This window comes from Cupriavidus sp. CuC1, assembly GCF_044627735.1.
In the GTDB taxonomy this organism is placed as follows: Bacteria; Pseudomonadota; Gammaproteobacteria; order Burkholderiales; family Burkholderiaceae; genus Cupriavidus; species Cupriavidus ulmosensis.
Genome location: NZ_JBIUHC010000017.1, coordinates 55,974 through 71,631, shown reverse-complemented (window position 1 = coordinate 71,631; position 15,658 = coordinate 55,974). Strand labels below are relative to the sequence as shown.

Genomic DNA, 15,658 nt, shown 5'->3' with positions numbered 1-15,658 from the left:
TACTTACATCGGCATGCTGCGCTGCATTTAATCCGCAGCTTGCGTTTAAAGCGTGGCGCGCGCCGCAGCAATGGCCGCGCGAACCTGCGCCGGCGCGGTGCCGCCGATATGGTTGCGTGCCGCGACCGAGCCTTCCAGCGTCAGCACCGCGTGCACGTCGTCGCCGATCAGCGCGGCCTTGTCGCCCAGGCCGGTGACTTCACGCAGCTCGGCCACGGTGAGGTCGGCCAGGTCGCAGCGGCGGTCGTCGCAGGCGCGCACCGCGTGGGCCACGGCTTCGTGGGCATCGCGGAAGGGCAGGCCGTGCTTGACCAGGTAATCGGCCAGGTCGGTGGCGGTGGCATAGCCTTGCAGCGCGGCGGCACGCATGGCATCCGGCTTGACCGAAATGCCCGGCACCATGTCGGCGAAGATGCGCAGCGTGTCGGCCACGGTGTCGACCGTGTCGAACAGCGGCTCCTTGTCTTCCTGGTTGTCCTTGTTGTAGGCCAGCGGCTGGCCCTTCATCAGGGTCAGCAGGCCGATCAGGTGGCCGTTGACGCGGCCGGTCTTGCCGCGCGCCAGCTCGGGCACGTCGGGGTTCTTCTTCTGCGGCATGATCGAGCTGCCGGTGCAGAAGCGGTCGGCGATGTCGATGAAGCCCACGCGCGGGCTCATCCAGATCACCAGTTCCTCGGAGAAGCGCGAGATGTGGGTCATCACCAGCGCGGCGGCGGCGCAGAACTCGATGGCGAAGTCGCGGTCGGAGACGGCGTCCAGCGAGTTGCGGCATACGCCATCGAAGCCCAGCTGCTGCGCCACGAACTCACGATCGATCGGGTAGCTGGTGCCGGCGAGCGCGGCGGCGCCCAGCGGCAGGCGGTTGACGCGGCGGCGGCAGTCGGCCATGCGCTCGGCGTCGCGCGTGAACATTTCCACGTAGGCCAGCAGGTGATGGCCGAAGGTGACCGGCTGTGCCACCTGCAGGTGGGTGAAGCCCGGCAGGATGGTATCGGCATTCTTCTCGGCCAGATCCAGCAGCGCGCCACGCAGCGCGCCCAGCAGGCCGATGATGGTGTCGATCTCGCTGCGCAGCCACAGGCGGATATCTGTCGCGACCTGGTCGTTGCGCGAGCGGCCGGTGTGCAGGCGCTTGCCGGCGTCGCCGACCAGCGCGGTCAGGCGTGCTTCGATATTCAGGTGGACATCTTCCAGGTCGAGCTTCCACTCGAAGCCGCCGGCCTCGATCTCGCCACGGATCTGCGTCATGCCGCGCTCGATCTCGGCGCGGTCGGCCTCGGCGATGATTCCCTGCTTGGCCAGCATGGCGGCGTGCGCCAGCGAACCCTGGATGTCGAAGAGAGCCAGGCGCTTGTCGAAGAACACCGAAGCGGTGTAGCGCTTCACCAGGTCGGACATCGGTTCGGAGAAGCGGGCGGACCAGGCTTCGCCTTTCTTGGCAAGTTGGGAGGTCATGGGCGGTAAGGCTGGGTTAGCTCGCAAGCCGGCGGCAGGCCGCGGGGCGAACGAGAAAAATCGGGGAAACTGCAATTATATCGCTGCCGGGCGCCTCGCAGACGCTAGCGGGCGTCGGCGGGCCTCCCAGCCTTGCCTATAAGGTGTTGTCGATGACCTGGCCCTTGAATACCACTGGCCCCGTGGGGCCGTTGGGATCGGGCGAGCCACCGCGCGGCTCCACGCTGATCGCCAGTGCCGGCACCTTGCCCAGAGTCTGGGCAACCGCCAGGCGCAAGTGGCGCTGGTGCCCGATCACGCCCAGCGACTGCGGCTTGCCGCCGGCCGGCAGCGCCCAAAGCTGCAGCGCCTGCGCGTCGTTCAGCGGCAAGTGATCCAGGCGACGCAGCGTGAGTGCCTGCGAGCGTGCATCCCACGTCACAAGCACGGCGGCCTGGGCATGATCGTCGTTGAGCACCGCCACTGCGTTGACCAGTGGGGCTGTGTCCAGCTGGCGGGCCATCCGCACGTTCAGGCCGATCGCGACGGCTGCCAGCACCGCTGTTGCCATGGTGGCGCCGCGCCAGAAGCCGGGGGCAGCCCACAAGCGTTGCCACCAGCCCGCGGGTGCCGCGCCGGTAGTGCCGGCGGCGTTTGCCTTATCCATGGCCTGCCAGCCCAGCCGCTGCTCGATGCCGCACCACACCTTTTCCACCGGCGCCGAGGCGGGCTGGAGCTCGGCAAGGCCGGCCAGCCGGGCCTGCCAGTGGCTGATGGCGGCGCGGATCGCGGGTTCCTCGCGCGCCAGCGTCTCCAGCCGGCGGCGCGCGCCCCCGCGCAACACGCCCAGCGCGTATTGCGCGGCGAGGCGGTCGATCAGGTCGGGGTGGCGGCCGAGGTTCATGACAGGCTTTCCAGGCACGTGCGCAGGCGTTCCAGCCCGCGCCGTATCCATGACTTGATGGTGCCGAGCGGCACCTGCAATTGCTCGGACAACTCGCTATGGCTCATGTCCTTCAGGTAAGCCAGCGAGATCGCTTGCCGCTGCGGTTGCTCAAGCCGCTGCAGGCACTGGTTCAGCGCCCGCGCCTCCTGGCTGGCCAGCGCCAGTTCCGCCGGGCCGGCCGCGTCGTCGGCCAGCCACTCGCCGAGTGTGTCGTCCAGTTCCACCGTCTGGCTGGCACGCGCGGCCGCCTGCCGGCGCAGGCAGTCCAGCGCCCGGTTGCGCACGATGGCGGTCATCCAGGTCATCGGGGCCGCCAGGTGCGGCCGGTAATCGCCGGCGTGATGCCAGATGCTGACGAAACTCTCTTGCACCACATCCTCCGCCCAATCGTGCCTGTTGGTGATACGCAGCGCGAGCCCAAACAGTTTCGTCGCGGTTTGATCATAGAGCTGGCGCAAGGCCTGCCGGTCGCCCATTGCCGCGCCCTGAAGCAACGCCGCTAGCCGGTCGGCGTCGGCCGGCCTGGGGGCAAAGGAAGAGTCGGCGGAGGAGGGCACCGTTGCGGATCCGTGGTAGGCAGAGGCAATAGAGGCAAGTGACGTGTCCGGATTATAGGCATGGCTTGGGCCTGGCATGCGTGCGGCATCACGCTGTTCGCTGCATCCGATCGGCAGACCGGCGCGTAGATGGGACAGGCGCCGCCATTGCCGCCGCGCTGCAGCCCAACGCAGCCCCGTGCAGTCCCGGCAAGGCGCCATCTACCTCACTACAGGAGAACACCATGGAACGCATGCAGTCGAGGCCCGCGCAGACGGAGCGTCAGGCCGTCGAGGACACGAACAGCCGCATCCTTGTTGCACCGGACGCGCGCCGGCGCGGCCTGCTCAAAGTCCCCGGGCTATTCGCGCTGGGATCGCTGGCGGTGATGAGCCTGGGCGAGTCGATGCCCGCCTGGGCGCAGGTCCAGTCCGGCAGCACTAAGGACGACATCGCGATTCTCAACGTGGCCCTAGGGCTGGAGTACCAGGCCATCGCGGCTTATCAGGTGGGCGCGGAAAGCGGCCTGCTGCAAAAGCCGGTGCTGGATACCGCGGTCAAGTTCCAGACGCATCACAAGGCGCACGCGCAAGTGTTGGCGGGCACGGTGTCCAAGCTGGGCGGCAGTCCGGTCATGGCGAAGAAGCCGGCCGAGTACAGCTTCCCGACCGACCAGCTCAAGACGCAGGCCGATGTGCTGCGCTTTGCCGCGGGGCTGGAGAAAGGGGCCACCGCGGCCTACCTGGGCGTGTTGCCGAATTTCCATAACCGCGAGTTGACCAAGGCGGCTGGCAGCATCTTGGGAGATGAGGCGATGCATTGGGCCATCCTGCTCTCGGTCCTCGGCGAAGACCCGGTGCCGGGTGCGTTCGTGGGCTGAAGCCGGATACCCGGCATGACTACCGTTTCCGCCGGGCCGGCCGATATGGACAGTTAGCGAGCAACGCTCTGCGCCGTCCGGCCCACCGGCCGGGCGGGTTCTCCCGCCATGGTGCCAGCCACCATGGCGGATTTTTTGCACTGCCAGCGTCAGCCGCTGTTGCGCAAGCCTGCAGCCACCCCGTTGATGGTCAGGTGGATGCCACGCCGCACGCGGATATCGTCGCCATCCTTGCCCGAGCGGTAGCGCTTGAGCAATTCCACCTGCAAGTGGTTGAGCGGATCCAGGTAGGCGAAGCGGTTCTTGATGGAACGCGCCAGCAGCGGGTTGTCGGCGAGGCGTTCCTGGCGGCCGGTGATCAGGGCCAGCATCTCGCACGTCAGGTGCCACTCGGCGCTGATCCGCGCGAACACCGTCTTGCGCAACGCGGCGTCTTCGCACAACTGCGCGTAGCGCGAGGCCACGGCGAGGTCGGTCTTGGCCAGCACCATGTCCATATTGGATAGCAGCGTGGAAAAGAACGGCCAGGTCTTGACCATGCGGCGCAGCGTGGCCACGGCCGCCTTGTGCGACTTTTCGTCCTGCGCCTCGTCCAGCAGCGCCTTGACCGCGCTGCCAAAGCCGTACCAGCCCGGCAGCAGCAGGCGGCACTGGCCCCAGGAAAAGCCCCAGGGAATCGCGCGCAGGTCTTCGATGCGGCGCTGCTTCTTGTCCATCAGCTTGCGCGAGGCCGGGCGCGAACCCAGGTTGAGGTCGGCGATTTCGGTGATCGGCGTGGTGGCGAAGAAGTAATCCTTGAAGCCAGGCGTGTCGTACACCAGGTGACGATACGAGGTGAACGCGCGATCCGAGAGCTGCTGCATCATGCCCTCGAACGTCTCCAGGTCCTTCGGCGCGTTCTGCGTCGGCAGCAGCGAGGCTTCCAGCGTGGCGGCGATCACCGTTTCCAGGTTGCGCCGGCCGATCTCGGCGTTGGCGAACTTGCTGTTGATGATTTCGCCCTGCTCGGTCAGGCGGATCTGGCCGTTGACCGTGCCCGGCGGCTGCGACAGGATGGCCTGGTAGGTCGGGCCGCCGCCGCGGCCAACCGTGCCGCCGCGGCCGTGGAACAGGCGCAGCTTCACGCGGCGCGCCTCGAACACCTGCACCAGCGCCAGTTCAGCCTTGTACAGCTCCCAGTTGGAGGTAAGGAAGCCGCCGTCCTTGTTGGAGTCGGAGTAGCCCAGCATCACTTCTTGCTCGCCGCCGTGGTGGGCGATCACCGAGGCGAAGCCCGGCAGCTCCAGCAGCGATTGCATGATGCCGGCGGCGTTGCGCAGATCCTCGATGGTCTCGAACAGCGGGATCACCATCAGTTCCGGGCGTGCCGGGTCCGACTTGCTGCCCAGCGTGCCGCGCAGCATGCCGGCCTCCTTTTGCAGCAGCATCACCTCGACCAGGTCGGAGAGCGTCTCGGTGTGCGAGATGATGTAATTGCGGGCCACGCGCGAGCCATAGCGGGCGCGCAGCTCGCGCGCCATGTTCAGGATGGCCAGTTCGCTGCGGGTTTGCTCGGAGTAGATATGCCACGGCAGGGTCAGCAGGCGCGGCTGGCGCAACTCGGCCAGCAGCAGTTCCAGCTTGCGGGCTTCCGGCAGGGCCGCGTAGTTGGCCTCCACGCCGGCGGCGGCAAAGAGCTCGGCGATCACCGCTTCGTGTACGTCGGAGACCTGGCGCATGTCGATCGAGGCCAGGTGGAAGCCGAACACGGCGATGGCCTTGGCCAGCGCGTCGATGCGGGTGCGCGCGAGCGCCTCGCCGTGGTGGGCGCGCAGCGAGTCGATGACCACCTGCACGTCGGCGCCGAAGGATTGCGCATCGGCGTACGGCGCGGCGTTGGCCACCGGGTGGCGCGGCGCGGCCTGGCCGGTCACGGCCAGGCAGGTTGCCGCCAGGCGCGCGTAGATGCCGATCAGGGCGCGGCGGTAGGGCTCGTCGGCGCGGTGCTCGGAATGGTCGGGTGAGGCTTCGGCCAGCGCCAGCAGTTCCGGGCTGGCTTCCACCATCAGGCTCGACATCGAGAGCTCGGCGCCGAGCGCGTGCACCTCGTCCAGGTACCACTCCAGGATCAGCGACGACTGCTTGCTCGCGGCCTGTTCCAGCGTGTCGGCGGTGACGTTGGGATTGCCGTCGCGGTCGCCGCCGATCCACGAGCCCATCTGGAAGAAGGGCGCGAGCTGGGTCTGCGCGGCCGGCGCGGACTTGCTCTTGCGGGTGGTGGGGAACACCGCGGCGATGTCTTCCTCCAACTCGCTCATCAGCAGCGGGATGCCGCGCAGGAAGCAGGTACGGTAGTAGGACAGCGCGTTCTCGATCTCGTCGACCACCATCAGCCGCGTATTGCGCAGCATGCGGGTCTGCCACAGCGTGGTGACACGGGCGCGCAGCAGCGCGGTGTTGTGATCGCGCTCGCGCGCCGTCATCGGCAGGTCGCGCTCGGCCAGCAGGCGGGCGATCTCGCGCTCGGCGTCGAGAATGCTCTTGCGCTGGACTTCGGTCGGGTGGGCGGTGAGCACCGGCACGATCAGCGCTTCGTCGAAGAACTTGCGCAAGGTCTTGCCGGTCACGCCGGCCGCGTCGATGGCCTGCAGCGCGTGCGCCAGGCTGCCCGGCTGCGGCGGCGAGCCGGCCAGCGCGTGCACGCGCCGGCGGCGGTTGTGGTGCTGGTCCTCGGCAATATTGGCCAGGTGCGAGAAGTAGCTGAAGGCGCGCACCACCGAGTTGGTCTGGTCGCGCGACAGGCGCTTGAGCAGGCGATCCAGCTCGGCCCCGGCAGCACGGTCGTTCTCGCGGCGGAAACGCACCGCGGTCTGGCGGATGGTCTCGACCACTTCGAAGGCGGCTTCGCCTTCCTGCTCCCTCACGCAGTCGCCCAGCAGCCGGCCCAGGAAGCGGATGTCTTCGCGCAGGGGCACGTCCTTGTCGCTGGCGCGGCGGGCCGGGGCGCTGGCCGGGGTCGCGGCGGGCGCCGCTTCAGGCTTCGCCGCGGCGGCGCGCCTGGTGCGGGTGGTCTTGGCGGATGGGGCGGTCGCGGGAATCGAGGCGGAAGCCATTGCGGTGTCGGGGGCGTCTGCCCGGCTGGCGGTTGGCTTGCGCCGGCCGGCGGGGCGCGCAGCTTGCTGCGTCATGCAATCTCCTGTCGTTTCTTTATCTATTGTGTGTTGTCTATTGGCCCGGAGCGGCTTGGGGTGCGTGCTAACATTGGCGGATGCAAGCATCCGTCTCCCCGTCTTCCTCCGGCGCTGCGCCGCGCAAGCTAGTCATCGCCTCCCGTGAAAGCCGTTTGGCTATGTGGCAGGCCGAGCATGTGCGTGCTGCATTGCAACAATACTATCCCGCGTGCGATGTGTCCATTCTCGGAATGACGACGCGCGGAGATCAGATTCTAGACCGTACTTTGTCCAAGGTCGGCGGCAAGGGCCTCTTCGTCAAGGAGCTTGAGATCGCGATGGCCGAAGGCCGCGCCGACCTCGCCGTGCATTCCCTCAAGGATGTGCCGATGGAGTTACCTGAAGGGTTTGCCCTGACCGCCATCATGGAGCGCGAGGACCCGCGCGATGCGCTGGTCTCAAGCCGCTTCGCCTCGCTGGACGAAATGCCCGCCGGGACCGTGGTCGGCACCTCCAGCCTGCGGCGGGAGGCCGCGCTGCGTACCCGCTACCCCCACCTGGTGATCCAGCCGCTGCGCGGCAACCTAGATACCCGCCTGGCCAAGCTCGATCGTGGCGACTACGGCGCCATCATCCTGGCCGCCGCCGGGCTCAAGCGCCTGGGCCTGGCTGATCGTATCCGTGCCGTGCTGGATCCCGTCAGCTCGCTGCCGGCAGCCGGCCAGGGCGCGCTGGGCATCGAGATTCCGTCCGGCCGGCCCGAACTGGCCGCGTGGCTGGCGCCGCTGAACCATGCGCCCAGCGCGCTGGCCGTGACTGCCGAGCGCGCCGTGTCGCGCATGCTGGGCGGTTCGTGCCAGGTACCGCTTGCCGCACATGCCCGTTGGGACGGCACGCAACTGCACATCGATGCCTTCGTGGCGCTGCCCGATGGCAGCCGCTGCGTGCGGGCCCAGTCTGCCGCCGTGGTGGAAGGCGCCGATGCATCCAGCCAGGCCGAAGCGCTTGGCAAGGCCGTTGCCCAGGACCTGTTGGGGCAGGGCGCGGCCGACATTCTCGCGGCGCTGGTGGATCCGGCGTCCCATCAAGCCCCTGCCTGAGACTGGCCCATGCCCCGCCCGACCGTCGTTGTAACACGACCCGCCGGGCAGTCCCGGCAACTTACCGAGGCCCTGTCGGCCGCCGGCCTGGACGTGCTTGGCTTTCCCCTGCTGGCAATCGGCCCCGTGGCCGACGATGCCCCCTTGCGCGCGGCGCTGGCGCAACTGCCGGACTTCGCGCTGGTGGTCTTCGTCAGTCCCAATGCCGTGGCCTTCGCGCTCGACGCACTGGCCCAGGTGCAGGACAAGCCCGCGCCGCAGTGGCCGGCATCCGTAGCGGTAGCCGTGGTTGGCCCCGCCAGCGTGGCTGCGCTGGCCGAGCGCGGGATTGCCGCGCCCAACTACCGCGTGATCGCCCCGGCCGGTTGTACGACCGGCCATGAGGCAGACAACGGCGATGCCGCCAACGGTGGCGATGGCGCCGCCGCGCGCTTCGATTCCGAGGCCCTGTGGCAACAGCTCGAAGCCCAGCTTGACGCCGGCGCGCTCGACGGCCGCCAGGTCCTGATCATCCGTGGCAACGGCGGGCGAGACTGGCTGGCCGAGCGCCTGCGCGCCGCCGGCGCCGAGGTGCAGGCGGTCGAGGCCTACCAGCGCTCGGTCCCCACGCCCGGCAGCATGCAATGGCAAGCCGTGCGCGACGCTCTCAAGCCGGGCGCGGCGCCGCAGGCCTGGCTGCTGACCAGTTCCGAAGCCGTGCGCAATCTCGATGAGATGGCGCGCCAGGCCCTGAGCCCGCAAGAGCTTGCCTGCCTGCGCCAGGTGCAGTGCATCGCGCCCCATGCGAGAATCGCCGAACAGGCCTTGGCCCTCGGGTTCTCGCACCTGCTGCGCGCGGCACCCGGAGACGAAGGCCTGCTGGCGGCTTGCCGCCAGTGGGCGCAGGCGCATGCCGGCCCGCCGGCGCCGATGCCTGTCGCGGCGCCGCCGGCTGCCGCCGCGCCCGTGCCTGTGCCTGCCCCGGTCGCCACGGTGCCGCCGCCCCCGGCAGCACCACAAGTCAACCCACCGCCCGCAACGTCAACGAAGGTCGATCGCGTGACGCAAGACAATACCGCTCCTCCCGCCTCCAGCCCGCCTCCCGCGGCTGGCGCCCCGCTGCCCGTGCGCGGCGCGCCCCGCGTCAATCCGTGGTGGTTGCTGCTGTTCCTGCTGGTCCTCGCCATAGGCGGCGGCTTCTGGTGGCTGCAGCAGCACGTGGACCACCTGACCCAGGAGCTGGCGCGGCGCCAGCAGAGCAACGATGCGCTGGTGCAGGAAACCCGGGTGCTCTCGCGCAATGCGCAGGACACCGTCAAGGAACTGCAGGCCAAGGTCGGCGCGCTGGACGGCCAGGTGGGCGAGGCGCGCGACAAGCAATCCGCGCTGGAGCAGGTCTACCAGGACCTGATGCGCAACCGCGACGACTGGGAGATCGCTGAGATCCAGCAACTGCTCACCAACGCCGGCCAGCAACTCCAGCTGACGGGCAACGTGCAGGTGGCGCTGGCCGCGCTGCAAAGCGCCGACACCCGCCTCGCGCGCACCGACAAGCCGCAATACAACCTGCTGCGCCGGGCCATTGCGCGCGACGTGGCGCGCATGAAGGCCGTGCCGGATACGGACCTGACCGGTGCCGCCATCAAGCTCGACGAAGCCATCAACCAGATCGATACGCTGCCGCTGCTGTCGAGCGAGCGCATGCTCGAGCGCAGTGAAGCCGATGCGCGCAAGACGGACGCGATGGCCGAGGCCGTCGACAAGCCCGCCAAGCCAGCCGGCGCCAAGGCCGGCAGGAATGCCGCCAAGGAAGAGGCAGTGCCGGCCGGCAACGCGATCGGCAACTGGTTTGGCCGCCTGTGGGGCAGTGTGCGCGACGAGCTGACGCAAGTCATCCGCATCCGCCGCGTGGACGATGCCCAGGCTCTGCTGCTGACCGGCGACCAGGGCTGGTTCCTGCGCGAGAACGTCAAGCTGCGCCTGCTCAATGCGCGCCTGGCGCTGCTGTCGCGCAACGAGCCGGTGTTCCGCAATGACCTGGCGGCCGCGCAAGCCATGATCGGGCGCTATTGCGACACCAAGTCGCGCCGCGTGCAGGCCGTGCTGACCCTGCTCAAGCAGGCCCAGGCAGGCGCGGTGACGGTGCAGTTGCCCACCATGGCGGAAAGCCTCGGCGCGCTGCAAGCGCTCAAGAAGGAGTAGCACATGCGGCTTCTTTTCTGGGTAGCTATCCTGTTCGGTGGCGCGGTCGGGCTCGCGCTGTTCACGCAATTCAACCAGAGCAACCTGGTCCTGTTCTACCCGCCTTACCGGGTCGAGCTGTCGCTGAACCTCGGGCTGGCCCTGCTGTTGCTGGCGTTCTTCGTGGTCTGGACCATCCTCAGCACCATGCGCCATCTGTCCGAGATGCCGGCGCGCGCTGCGGCTTACCGTGAGCGCAGCCGCATGAGCCGCGCGCAGGCGGCCTTGCGCGAGTCCATCGAGAACCTGTTCGCCGGCCGCTTTGCCCGTGCCGAGCGCACCGCGCGCGAGGCCCAGGCCTGGCCCGAGCAAGCCCAGACCGCGGCGCTGATCGGTGCCCGCGCGGCGCACCGCATGCAGGAAACCGAGCGGCGCGACGCCTGGATGGCGCAGGTGACCGATCCCGAGCGCGAGCAGGCCCGGCTGGTGTCGATGGCCGAGTTGCTGGTCGACGCCCGCGACGCCGAAGGCGCGCTGGAGACCATCGCGCAGTTGCAGGCTCAGGGCGCGCGCCAGATCCATGTGCAGCGCATCGCGCTGCGTGCCCACCAGCACCTGAAGAACTGGACCGAAGTCCTGCGCCTGGCGCGTTCGCTGGAAAAGCGCAACGCCCTGCATCCTGTGCTGGCGCTGCGCCTCAAGCAGCTGGCCTGCGAGGCCCTGCTTGAAGAACGCCGGAACGACATCGATGCGCTGCATGATTTCTGGCGCTCGCTCTCGACCGACGAACGGCGCGCGGCCCGCATTGCCGAGCCCGCAGCGCGCTACTTCGCGGCGCTCGGCCGGCAGGAGGAGGCCCGCAAGATCGTGGAAGAGGCACTCAAGGTGAACTGGGACAGCCGGCTGGTCTTGCGCTATGCCGAATGCGCCGAGCCTGGACGAGCGCTGCCGCAGATCCAGCAGGCCGAGAAATGGCTGACGCAGCATCCGGTCGATGCGGACCTGTACTTTGCGCTGGGTGTGCTTTGCCTTGGCGAGAAGCTATGGGGCAAGGCGCAGTCTAGTTTCGAGCGGGCGTTGAGGTATGCGGATGTGGATTCGCAGCGCAGGCTGCGGGTTCGGGCGCATCTGGCGCTGGCCAAGATGTTTGAGGAGACTGAGAGGCCGGAGGAGGCGCAGCGGCATTATCGGGAGAGCGCGATTTTGGCGGCTTGAGGGTTTTGCTTCCCTCGCCCACTGAAGGGAGAGGGAGAGACAGCCGTCGTCATGGCGGCTGCGCTGGCCTATCCGTGGGCTTCGTTCAGTTGCCGCTGGTTTGCCTTCTCCACCACCGAGGCATACCGCGCCAGCGTCTCCTTGCGCGCGACATTATGCTGGACGATCGGTCGCGGATAGTTTTCGCCTAGCTTGACCCCGGATGCTAGTAACACGTCCTCTGAGGCTGTCCATGGTGCATGTATGTACTTGTCCGGCAAGCGCGCGAGTTGCGGCAGGTACTTGCGGATGAAGCGCCCCTGCGGGTCGAATTTCTCCGACTGCGTGGTCGGATTGAAGATCCGGAAGTAGGGCTGCGCGTCGCAGCCAGTGGAGGCTGCCCACTGCCAGCCGCCATTGTTGGCGGAGAAGTCGAAGTCGTTGAGCTGGTCGGTGAAGTACTGCTCGCCGCGCCGCCAGTCCACGCCGAGATCCTTCACCAGGAAGCTCGCTACCACCATGCGCAGCCGGTTGTGCATGTAGCCGCTTTGCCGGATCTGCAGCATGGCGGCATCCACCAGCGGGTAGCCGGTCCTGGCGTCGCACCAGGCCTGGAAGTAGCGCTCGCCGGTGTCGCGTCGATCCAGCGGATGGCATCGTAGGCGGGGTGGAAGGCATGCCCTTCGGCGACCCGGGGGTGGTGGTGCAGGATCATGAAGTAGAAATCGCGCCAGATCAGTTCCGACAGCCAGGTGGCGGCGCCGGCGCTGTCCGCGCCGCCGCGCAGCGTGGCGGCGTGGGCGGTGCGGGCTAGCGTGCGGATCGACAGGGTGCCGAAGCGCAGGTGTACCGACAGGTAGCTCGGGCCGCGCAGGGCGGGGAAGTCGCGCCGGCGCGTGTAGTCGCCCATGCGGTCGCAGAACTCGTCGAACAGCGCGTGGGCGCCGGCGCTGCCGGCGGGCATGGCGATCTCGGCCAGGTTGGAGGGGACGAAGCCCAGTGCCTCCAGCGTGGGCAGCGGGCGCACGTAAGCCTTGGGTGGTGCGGCCAGCGACCTGAGATAGGGCTCGACCGGGTAGGGCGTGAGGTCGAACGGGAGCAGGGCCTTGAGCCAGGCGTTCTTGTAGGGGGTGAAGACCGAGAAGGGCTTGCCCTGGCCGGTCAGGATCTCGTCCCGCTCAAAAATCACCTGGTCCTTGAAGCTGAAGAAGGCGCAGGACTGGTCCGCCAGCGCTCGCCTCACCTCGGCGTCGCGGGCCATTGCGGCGGGCTCGTAGTCGTGGTTGGCGAACACGGCGGTGGCGCCGAGCTCGGCGGCCAGCTCGGGAAGAGATGCGCGCGCATGGCCATGCAGCACGATCAGGCCGCCGCCGGCCGCGCGCAGCGCTTCGTCCAGCGGAGCCAGCGAGGCCAGGATGAACTCCACCCGGCGGTCGGCCGCCAGGCCCCGCGCCAGCAGCGGATCCAGGATCTCGCGGTCGAATACGAAGACGCACCATACCTGGCGGCAGTGCTTGAGGGCATAATGCAGCGCCGCGTGATCGTCGGCGCGCAGGTCGCGCCGGAACCAGACCAGGCCGCGCTCGAACTGCCGGTCGATCCGATAGGGCTGGCGGGCATCGGCGCGGGATGGGGGCAAGATCGGGCGCTCCGGAAGTTGGGCTGACGAAGCCTGTTACCCTACCATAGCGTCAGGCATGCGCCGCGCGCGCTGGCTGGCCCCGCATGGCGGCCAGCGTTGCCCGCAGCGCCGCACAAGCCAACCCGTATTCCAGCAATCCAGTAATCTAGATATCAAGAATCAAGCCATGGCCATGACACTCGACCGCATTCTCCAATCCCAAGGCTTCGGCACCCGCCGCTATTGCGGCGACCTGATCGGGGCCGGCCTGGTGGAGGTCGACGGCACCCTGTGCGAGGATCCGGGCGCCAGGTTCGAGGTCGACGGCCTGCGCCTGACCGTGGACGGCGAGGAATGGATCGGCCACACCAAGGCCTACATCCTCCTGAACAAGCCGGTGGGCTACGAGTGCTCGCAGCGCCCGCGCCACCATCCCAGCGTGTACAACCTGCTGCCGGTGCCGCTGCGCCAGCGCGAGGTGCAGGCGGTCGGGCGGCTGGACCAGGACACCACCGGCCTGCTGCTGCTCTCGGACGATGGCCAGTTCATCCACGCCCAGACCTCGCCCAAGAAGAAGGTGCCCAAGGTCTACGAAGTGACGACCGCCGAGCCGGTCAACCAAGCGCAGGTCGACGCCCTGGTGGCGGGCGTGCAGCTGGAGGACGAGCCGGCCCCGATCGCGGCGGCCGCTTGTGAGGCCACCGGCGAGCGCAGCCTGCGCCTCAGCCTGACCGAGGGCAAGTACCACCAGGTCAAGCGCATGGTGGCAGCCGCGGGCAACCATGTGGAAGCCCTGCACCGCAGCGCCATCGGCGGGCTGGTGCTGGAGCCGACCCTGGCGCTGGGAGACTGGCGCTGGCTCACGCCCGAAGACCTGGTCGCCCTGACGCGCAAGGAATAAGCAGGCGGCAGCAAGCGAGCAAAGAAGCTGGCAAAGAGGCCAGCAAGCAAGCGCACCGGGCAAGCGCCGGGATGCTGCAGTGCGGCATCCGTGAATCTTTTCCGGACGGATGGCAACGATTTGATAAAATGCAGGAATGGCGACGCTGGAAGCCCCAATCAATCTCACCAATCAGTTCCTGATTGCCATGCCCGGCATGGCAGACCCGACTTTTTCGGGTTCCGTTGTCTACTTGTGCGAGCACAACGACCGCGGCGCGCTGGGCCTGGTGATCAATCGGCCTATCGACATCGATATGGCCACCCTGTTCGACAAGATCGACCTCAAGCTGGAGATCCAGCCGGTGGCGCAGCAGCCTGTCTATTTCGGCGGGCCGGTGCAGACCGAGCGCGGTTTCGTGCTGCATGATCCGGTTGGCATCTATGTCTCGTCGCTGGCCGTGCCCGGCGGACTCGAGATGACCACCTCCAAGGACGTGCTGGAGGCCGTGGCCAACGGCAGCGGCCCGCAGCGCTTCCTGCTCACGCTCGGCTATGCCGGCTGGGGCGCGGGGCAGCTTGAGGAAGAACTCAGCCGCAATGGCTGGCTGACCGTCCAGGCCGATCCCGAAATCATCTTCAGCGTGCCTCCCGAGGAACGCTTTGCCGCCGCCATACGCCTGTTGGGCATCGACTTCACCATGCTCTCGGGCGAGGCTGGGCATGCCTGAGGACGGAGCGACGCCAGCGCCGCGCCAGTTGCCCACCGACGGCACCGTCCTGGCCTTCGATTACGGCGAAAAGAAGATCGGCGTTGCGCTTGGCAACTTTGTCACGCGCGAGGCCCGTGCGCTCGTCATCATCCCCAATATCACCGTGGAAGGCCGCTTCGAGGCGGTGACCGCGCTCATCGATGAATGGGCGCCGGTGCAACTGGTGGTGGGCATGCCCACCAATCCGGACGGCACCCAGCAGCCGTCGATGCGGCTCGCACGCCGCTTTGGCAACCAGTTGAACGGCCGCTTCGGCCTGCCGGTGGCCTGGGTGGACGAAAGCTACACGTCGATCGCCGCCGAGATGGCCGGCGCCCGCAAGGGCGCGCTTGACGCCGAGGCCGCCAGCATCATCCTGCAACAGTACTTCGACCAGCATCCGCTATGACCCAGACTTCCTCTCTCGACGCCGAGGCGCTCTACCGTACGCTGCGTGACCAGGTGCAGGCTGCGCTGCCTGAAGCCGAACGCGCGCAATGGTCGGTCGCCGGCATCTATTCCGGCGGCGCCTGGATTGCCGAGCGGCTCGCTGCCGACCTGCAACTTGCGGCGCATGGGGTCATCAACGTTGCTTTCCACCGCGACGACTATGCCAAGAAGGGCCTGCACAGCCAGGCCCAGCCGACCACGCTGCCGTTTGACGTGCAAGACCGCAAGATCCTGCTGATCGACGATGTGCTGGCCACCGGGCGCACCATCCGCGCCGCCGTCAACGAGCTGTTCGACTATGGCCGCCCGGCCCGCGTGGCGCTGGCCGTGCTGGTCGATCGCGGTGGCCGCGAACTGCCGGCGGCTGCCGACATTGCCGCCGCGCACGTGGAGCTGCCGCCCGGCACCACGCTGGTGCTGTCGTTTGAGGGCACCGGCTCCGACATGCGCTTTGCCTTCGCCAACGAGGCCACCGGCAACTAAGCCTGCCCAGCCCAACTGCCAGCGCGCCCACAAGGGCCCGCCGGCCAGCACGATCCAAACCTGCCCAGACCAG

The 15,658-nt window shown here is 68.1% G+C and carries 12 protein-coding genes and 1 pseudogene; 8 read left to right on the top strand and 5 right to left on the bottom strand.

What is annotated here, in order from left to right; genetic code table 11:
• Positions 1 to 45: 45 nt before the first annotated feature.
• From argH to ACGLHR_RS10195, 3 genes are all read right to left on the bottom strand, one after another.
• Complete coding sequence (gene argH, locus ACGLHR_RS10205; protein WP_006160535.1) at positions 46 to 1,455, bottom strand: argininosuccinate lyase; 1,410 nt, start codon at positions 1,453 to 1,455, stop codon at positions 46 to 48.
• Between the two features lie 136 nt (positions 1,456 to 1,591).
• Entirely contained in the window at positions 1,592 to 2,338 is a 747-nt protein-coding gene (locus ACGLHR_RS10200) for an anti-sigma factor domain-containing protein (RefSeq protein ID WP_267604078.1), read from the bottom strand.
• Entirely contained in the window at positions 2,335 to 2,937 is a 603-nt protein-coding gene (locus ACGLHR_RS10195; protein WP_400093619.1) for a sigma-70 family RNA polymerase sigma factor, read from the bottom strand. The genes ACGLHR_RS10200 and ACGLHR_RS10195 overlap by 4 nt, the downstream gene beginning before the upstream one ends.
• Before the next feature lie 224 nt (positions 2,938 to 3,161).
• Here ACGLHR_RS10195 and ACGLHR_RS10190 point away from each other — a divergent pair, with 224 nt between their 5' ends.
• Entirely contained in the window at positions 3,162 to 3,797 is a 636-nt protein-coding gene (locus ACGLHR_RS10190; protein ID WP_400093618.1) for a ferritin-like domain-containing protein, read from the top strand.
• A 149-nt stretch (positions 3,798 to 3,946) separates the two neighbouring features.
• Here the strand turns inward: ACGLHR_RS10190 and ppc are convergent, their stop codons facing one another.
• Complete coding sequence (gene ppc, locus ACGLHR_RS10185; protein ID WP_400093617.1) at positions 3,947 to 6,964, bottom strand: phosphoenolpyruvate carboxylase; 3,018 nt, start codon at positions 6,962 to 6,964, stop codon at positions 3,947 to 3,949.
• Positions 6,965 to 7,044: 80 nt separating this feature from the next.
• On the opposite strand from ppc, the gene hemC reads away from it, so the two are divergent.
• From hemC to ACGLHR_RS10170, 3 genes are read left to right on the top strand one after another with little or no spacing between them, the layout of a single operon-like run.
• The gene (hemC, locus tag ACGLHR_RS10180; RefSeq protein WP_400093616.1) at positions 7,045 to 8,046 is read left to right on the top strand and encodes a hydroxymethylbilane synthase; all 1,002 of its coding nucleotides are present in this window, start codon (positions 7,045 to 7,047) and stop codon (positions 8,044 to 8,046) included.
• Positions 8,047 to 8,055: 9 nt separating this feature from the next.
• Complete coding sequence (gene hemDX / locus ACGLHR_RS10175; RefSeq protein ID WP_400093615.1) at positions 8,056 to 10,227, top strand: fused uroporphyrinogen-III synthase HemD/membrane protein HemX; 2,172 nt, start codon at positions 8,056 to 8,058, stop codon at positions 10,225 to 10,227.
• 3 nt (positions 10,228 to 10,230) lie between these two features.
• Entirely contained in the window at positions 10,231 to 11,421 is a 1,191-nt protein-coding gene (locus ACGLHR_RS10170) for a heme biosynthesis protein HemY (protein ID WP_400093613.1), read from the top strand.
• 68 nt (positions 11,422 to 11,489) lie between these two features.
• Here ACGLHR_RS10170 and ACGLHR_RS10165 read toward each other — a convergent pair.
• Positions 11,490 to 13,039, bottom strand: a pseudogene (locus ACGLHR_RS10165) (cryptochrome/photolyase family protein).
• 175 nt (positions 13,040 to 13,214) lie between these two features.
• Between ACGLHR_RS10165 and ACGLHR_RS10160 the strand changes: the two are divergent.
• The 4 genes from ACGLHR_RS10160 (at position 13,215) to pyrR (ending at position 15,585) form a co-directional block, all read left to right on the top strand.
• Complete coding sequence (locus ACGLHR_RS10160; protein ID WP_400093642.1) at positions 13,215 to 13,922, top strand: pseudouridine synthase; 708 nt, start codon at positions 13,215 to 13,217, stop codon at positions 13,920 to 13,922.
• Positions 13,923 to 14,058: 136 nt separating this feature from the next.
• Positions 14,059 to 14,631: a YqgE/AlgH family protein gene (locus ACGLHR_RS10155; RefSeq protein WP_043348720.1), complete on the top strand. Its 573-nt coding sequence runs from the start codon at positions 14,059 to 14,061 to the stop codon at positions 14,629 to 14,631.
• Entirely contained in the window at positions 14,624 to 15,061 is a 438-nt protein-coding gene (gene ruvX, locus ACGLHR_RS10150; protein WP_267604071.1) for a Holliday junction resolvase RuvX, read from the top strand. The genes ACGLHR_RS10155 and ruvX overlap by 8 nt, the downstream gene beginning before the upstream one ends.
• Positions 15,058 to 15,585, top strand: coding sequence for a bifunctional pyr operon transcriptional regulator/uracil phosphoribosyltransferase PyrR (gene pyrR / locus ACGLHR_RS10145; RefSeq protein ID WP_267604070.1), 528 nt, complete (start codon positions 15,058 to 15,060; stop codon positions 15,583 to 15,585). Before ruvX ends, pyrR begins: the two co-directional genes overlap by 4 nt.
• Positions 15,586 to 15,658 lie beyond the last annotated feature (73 nt).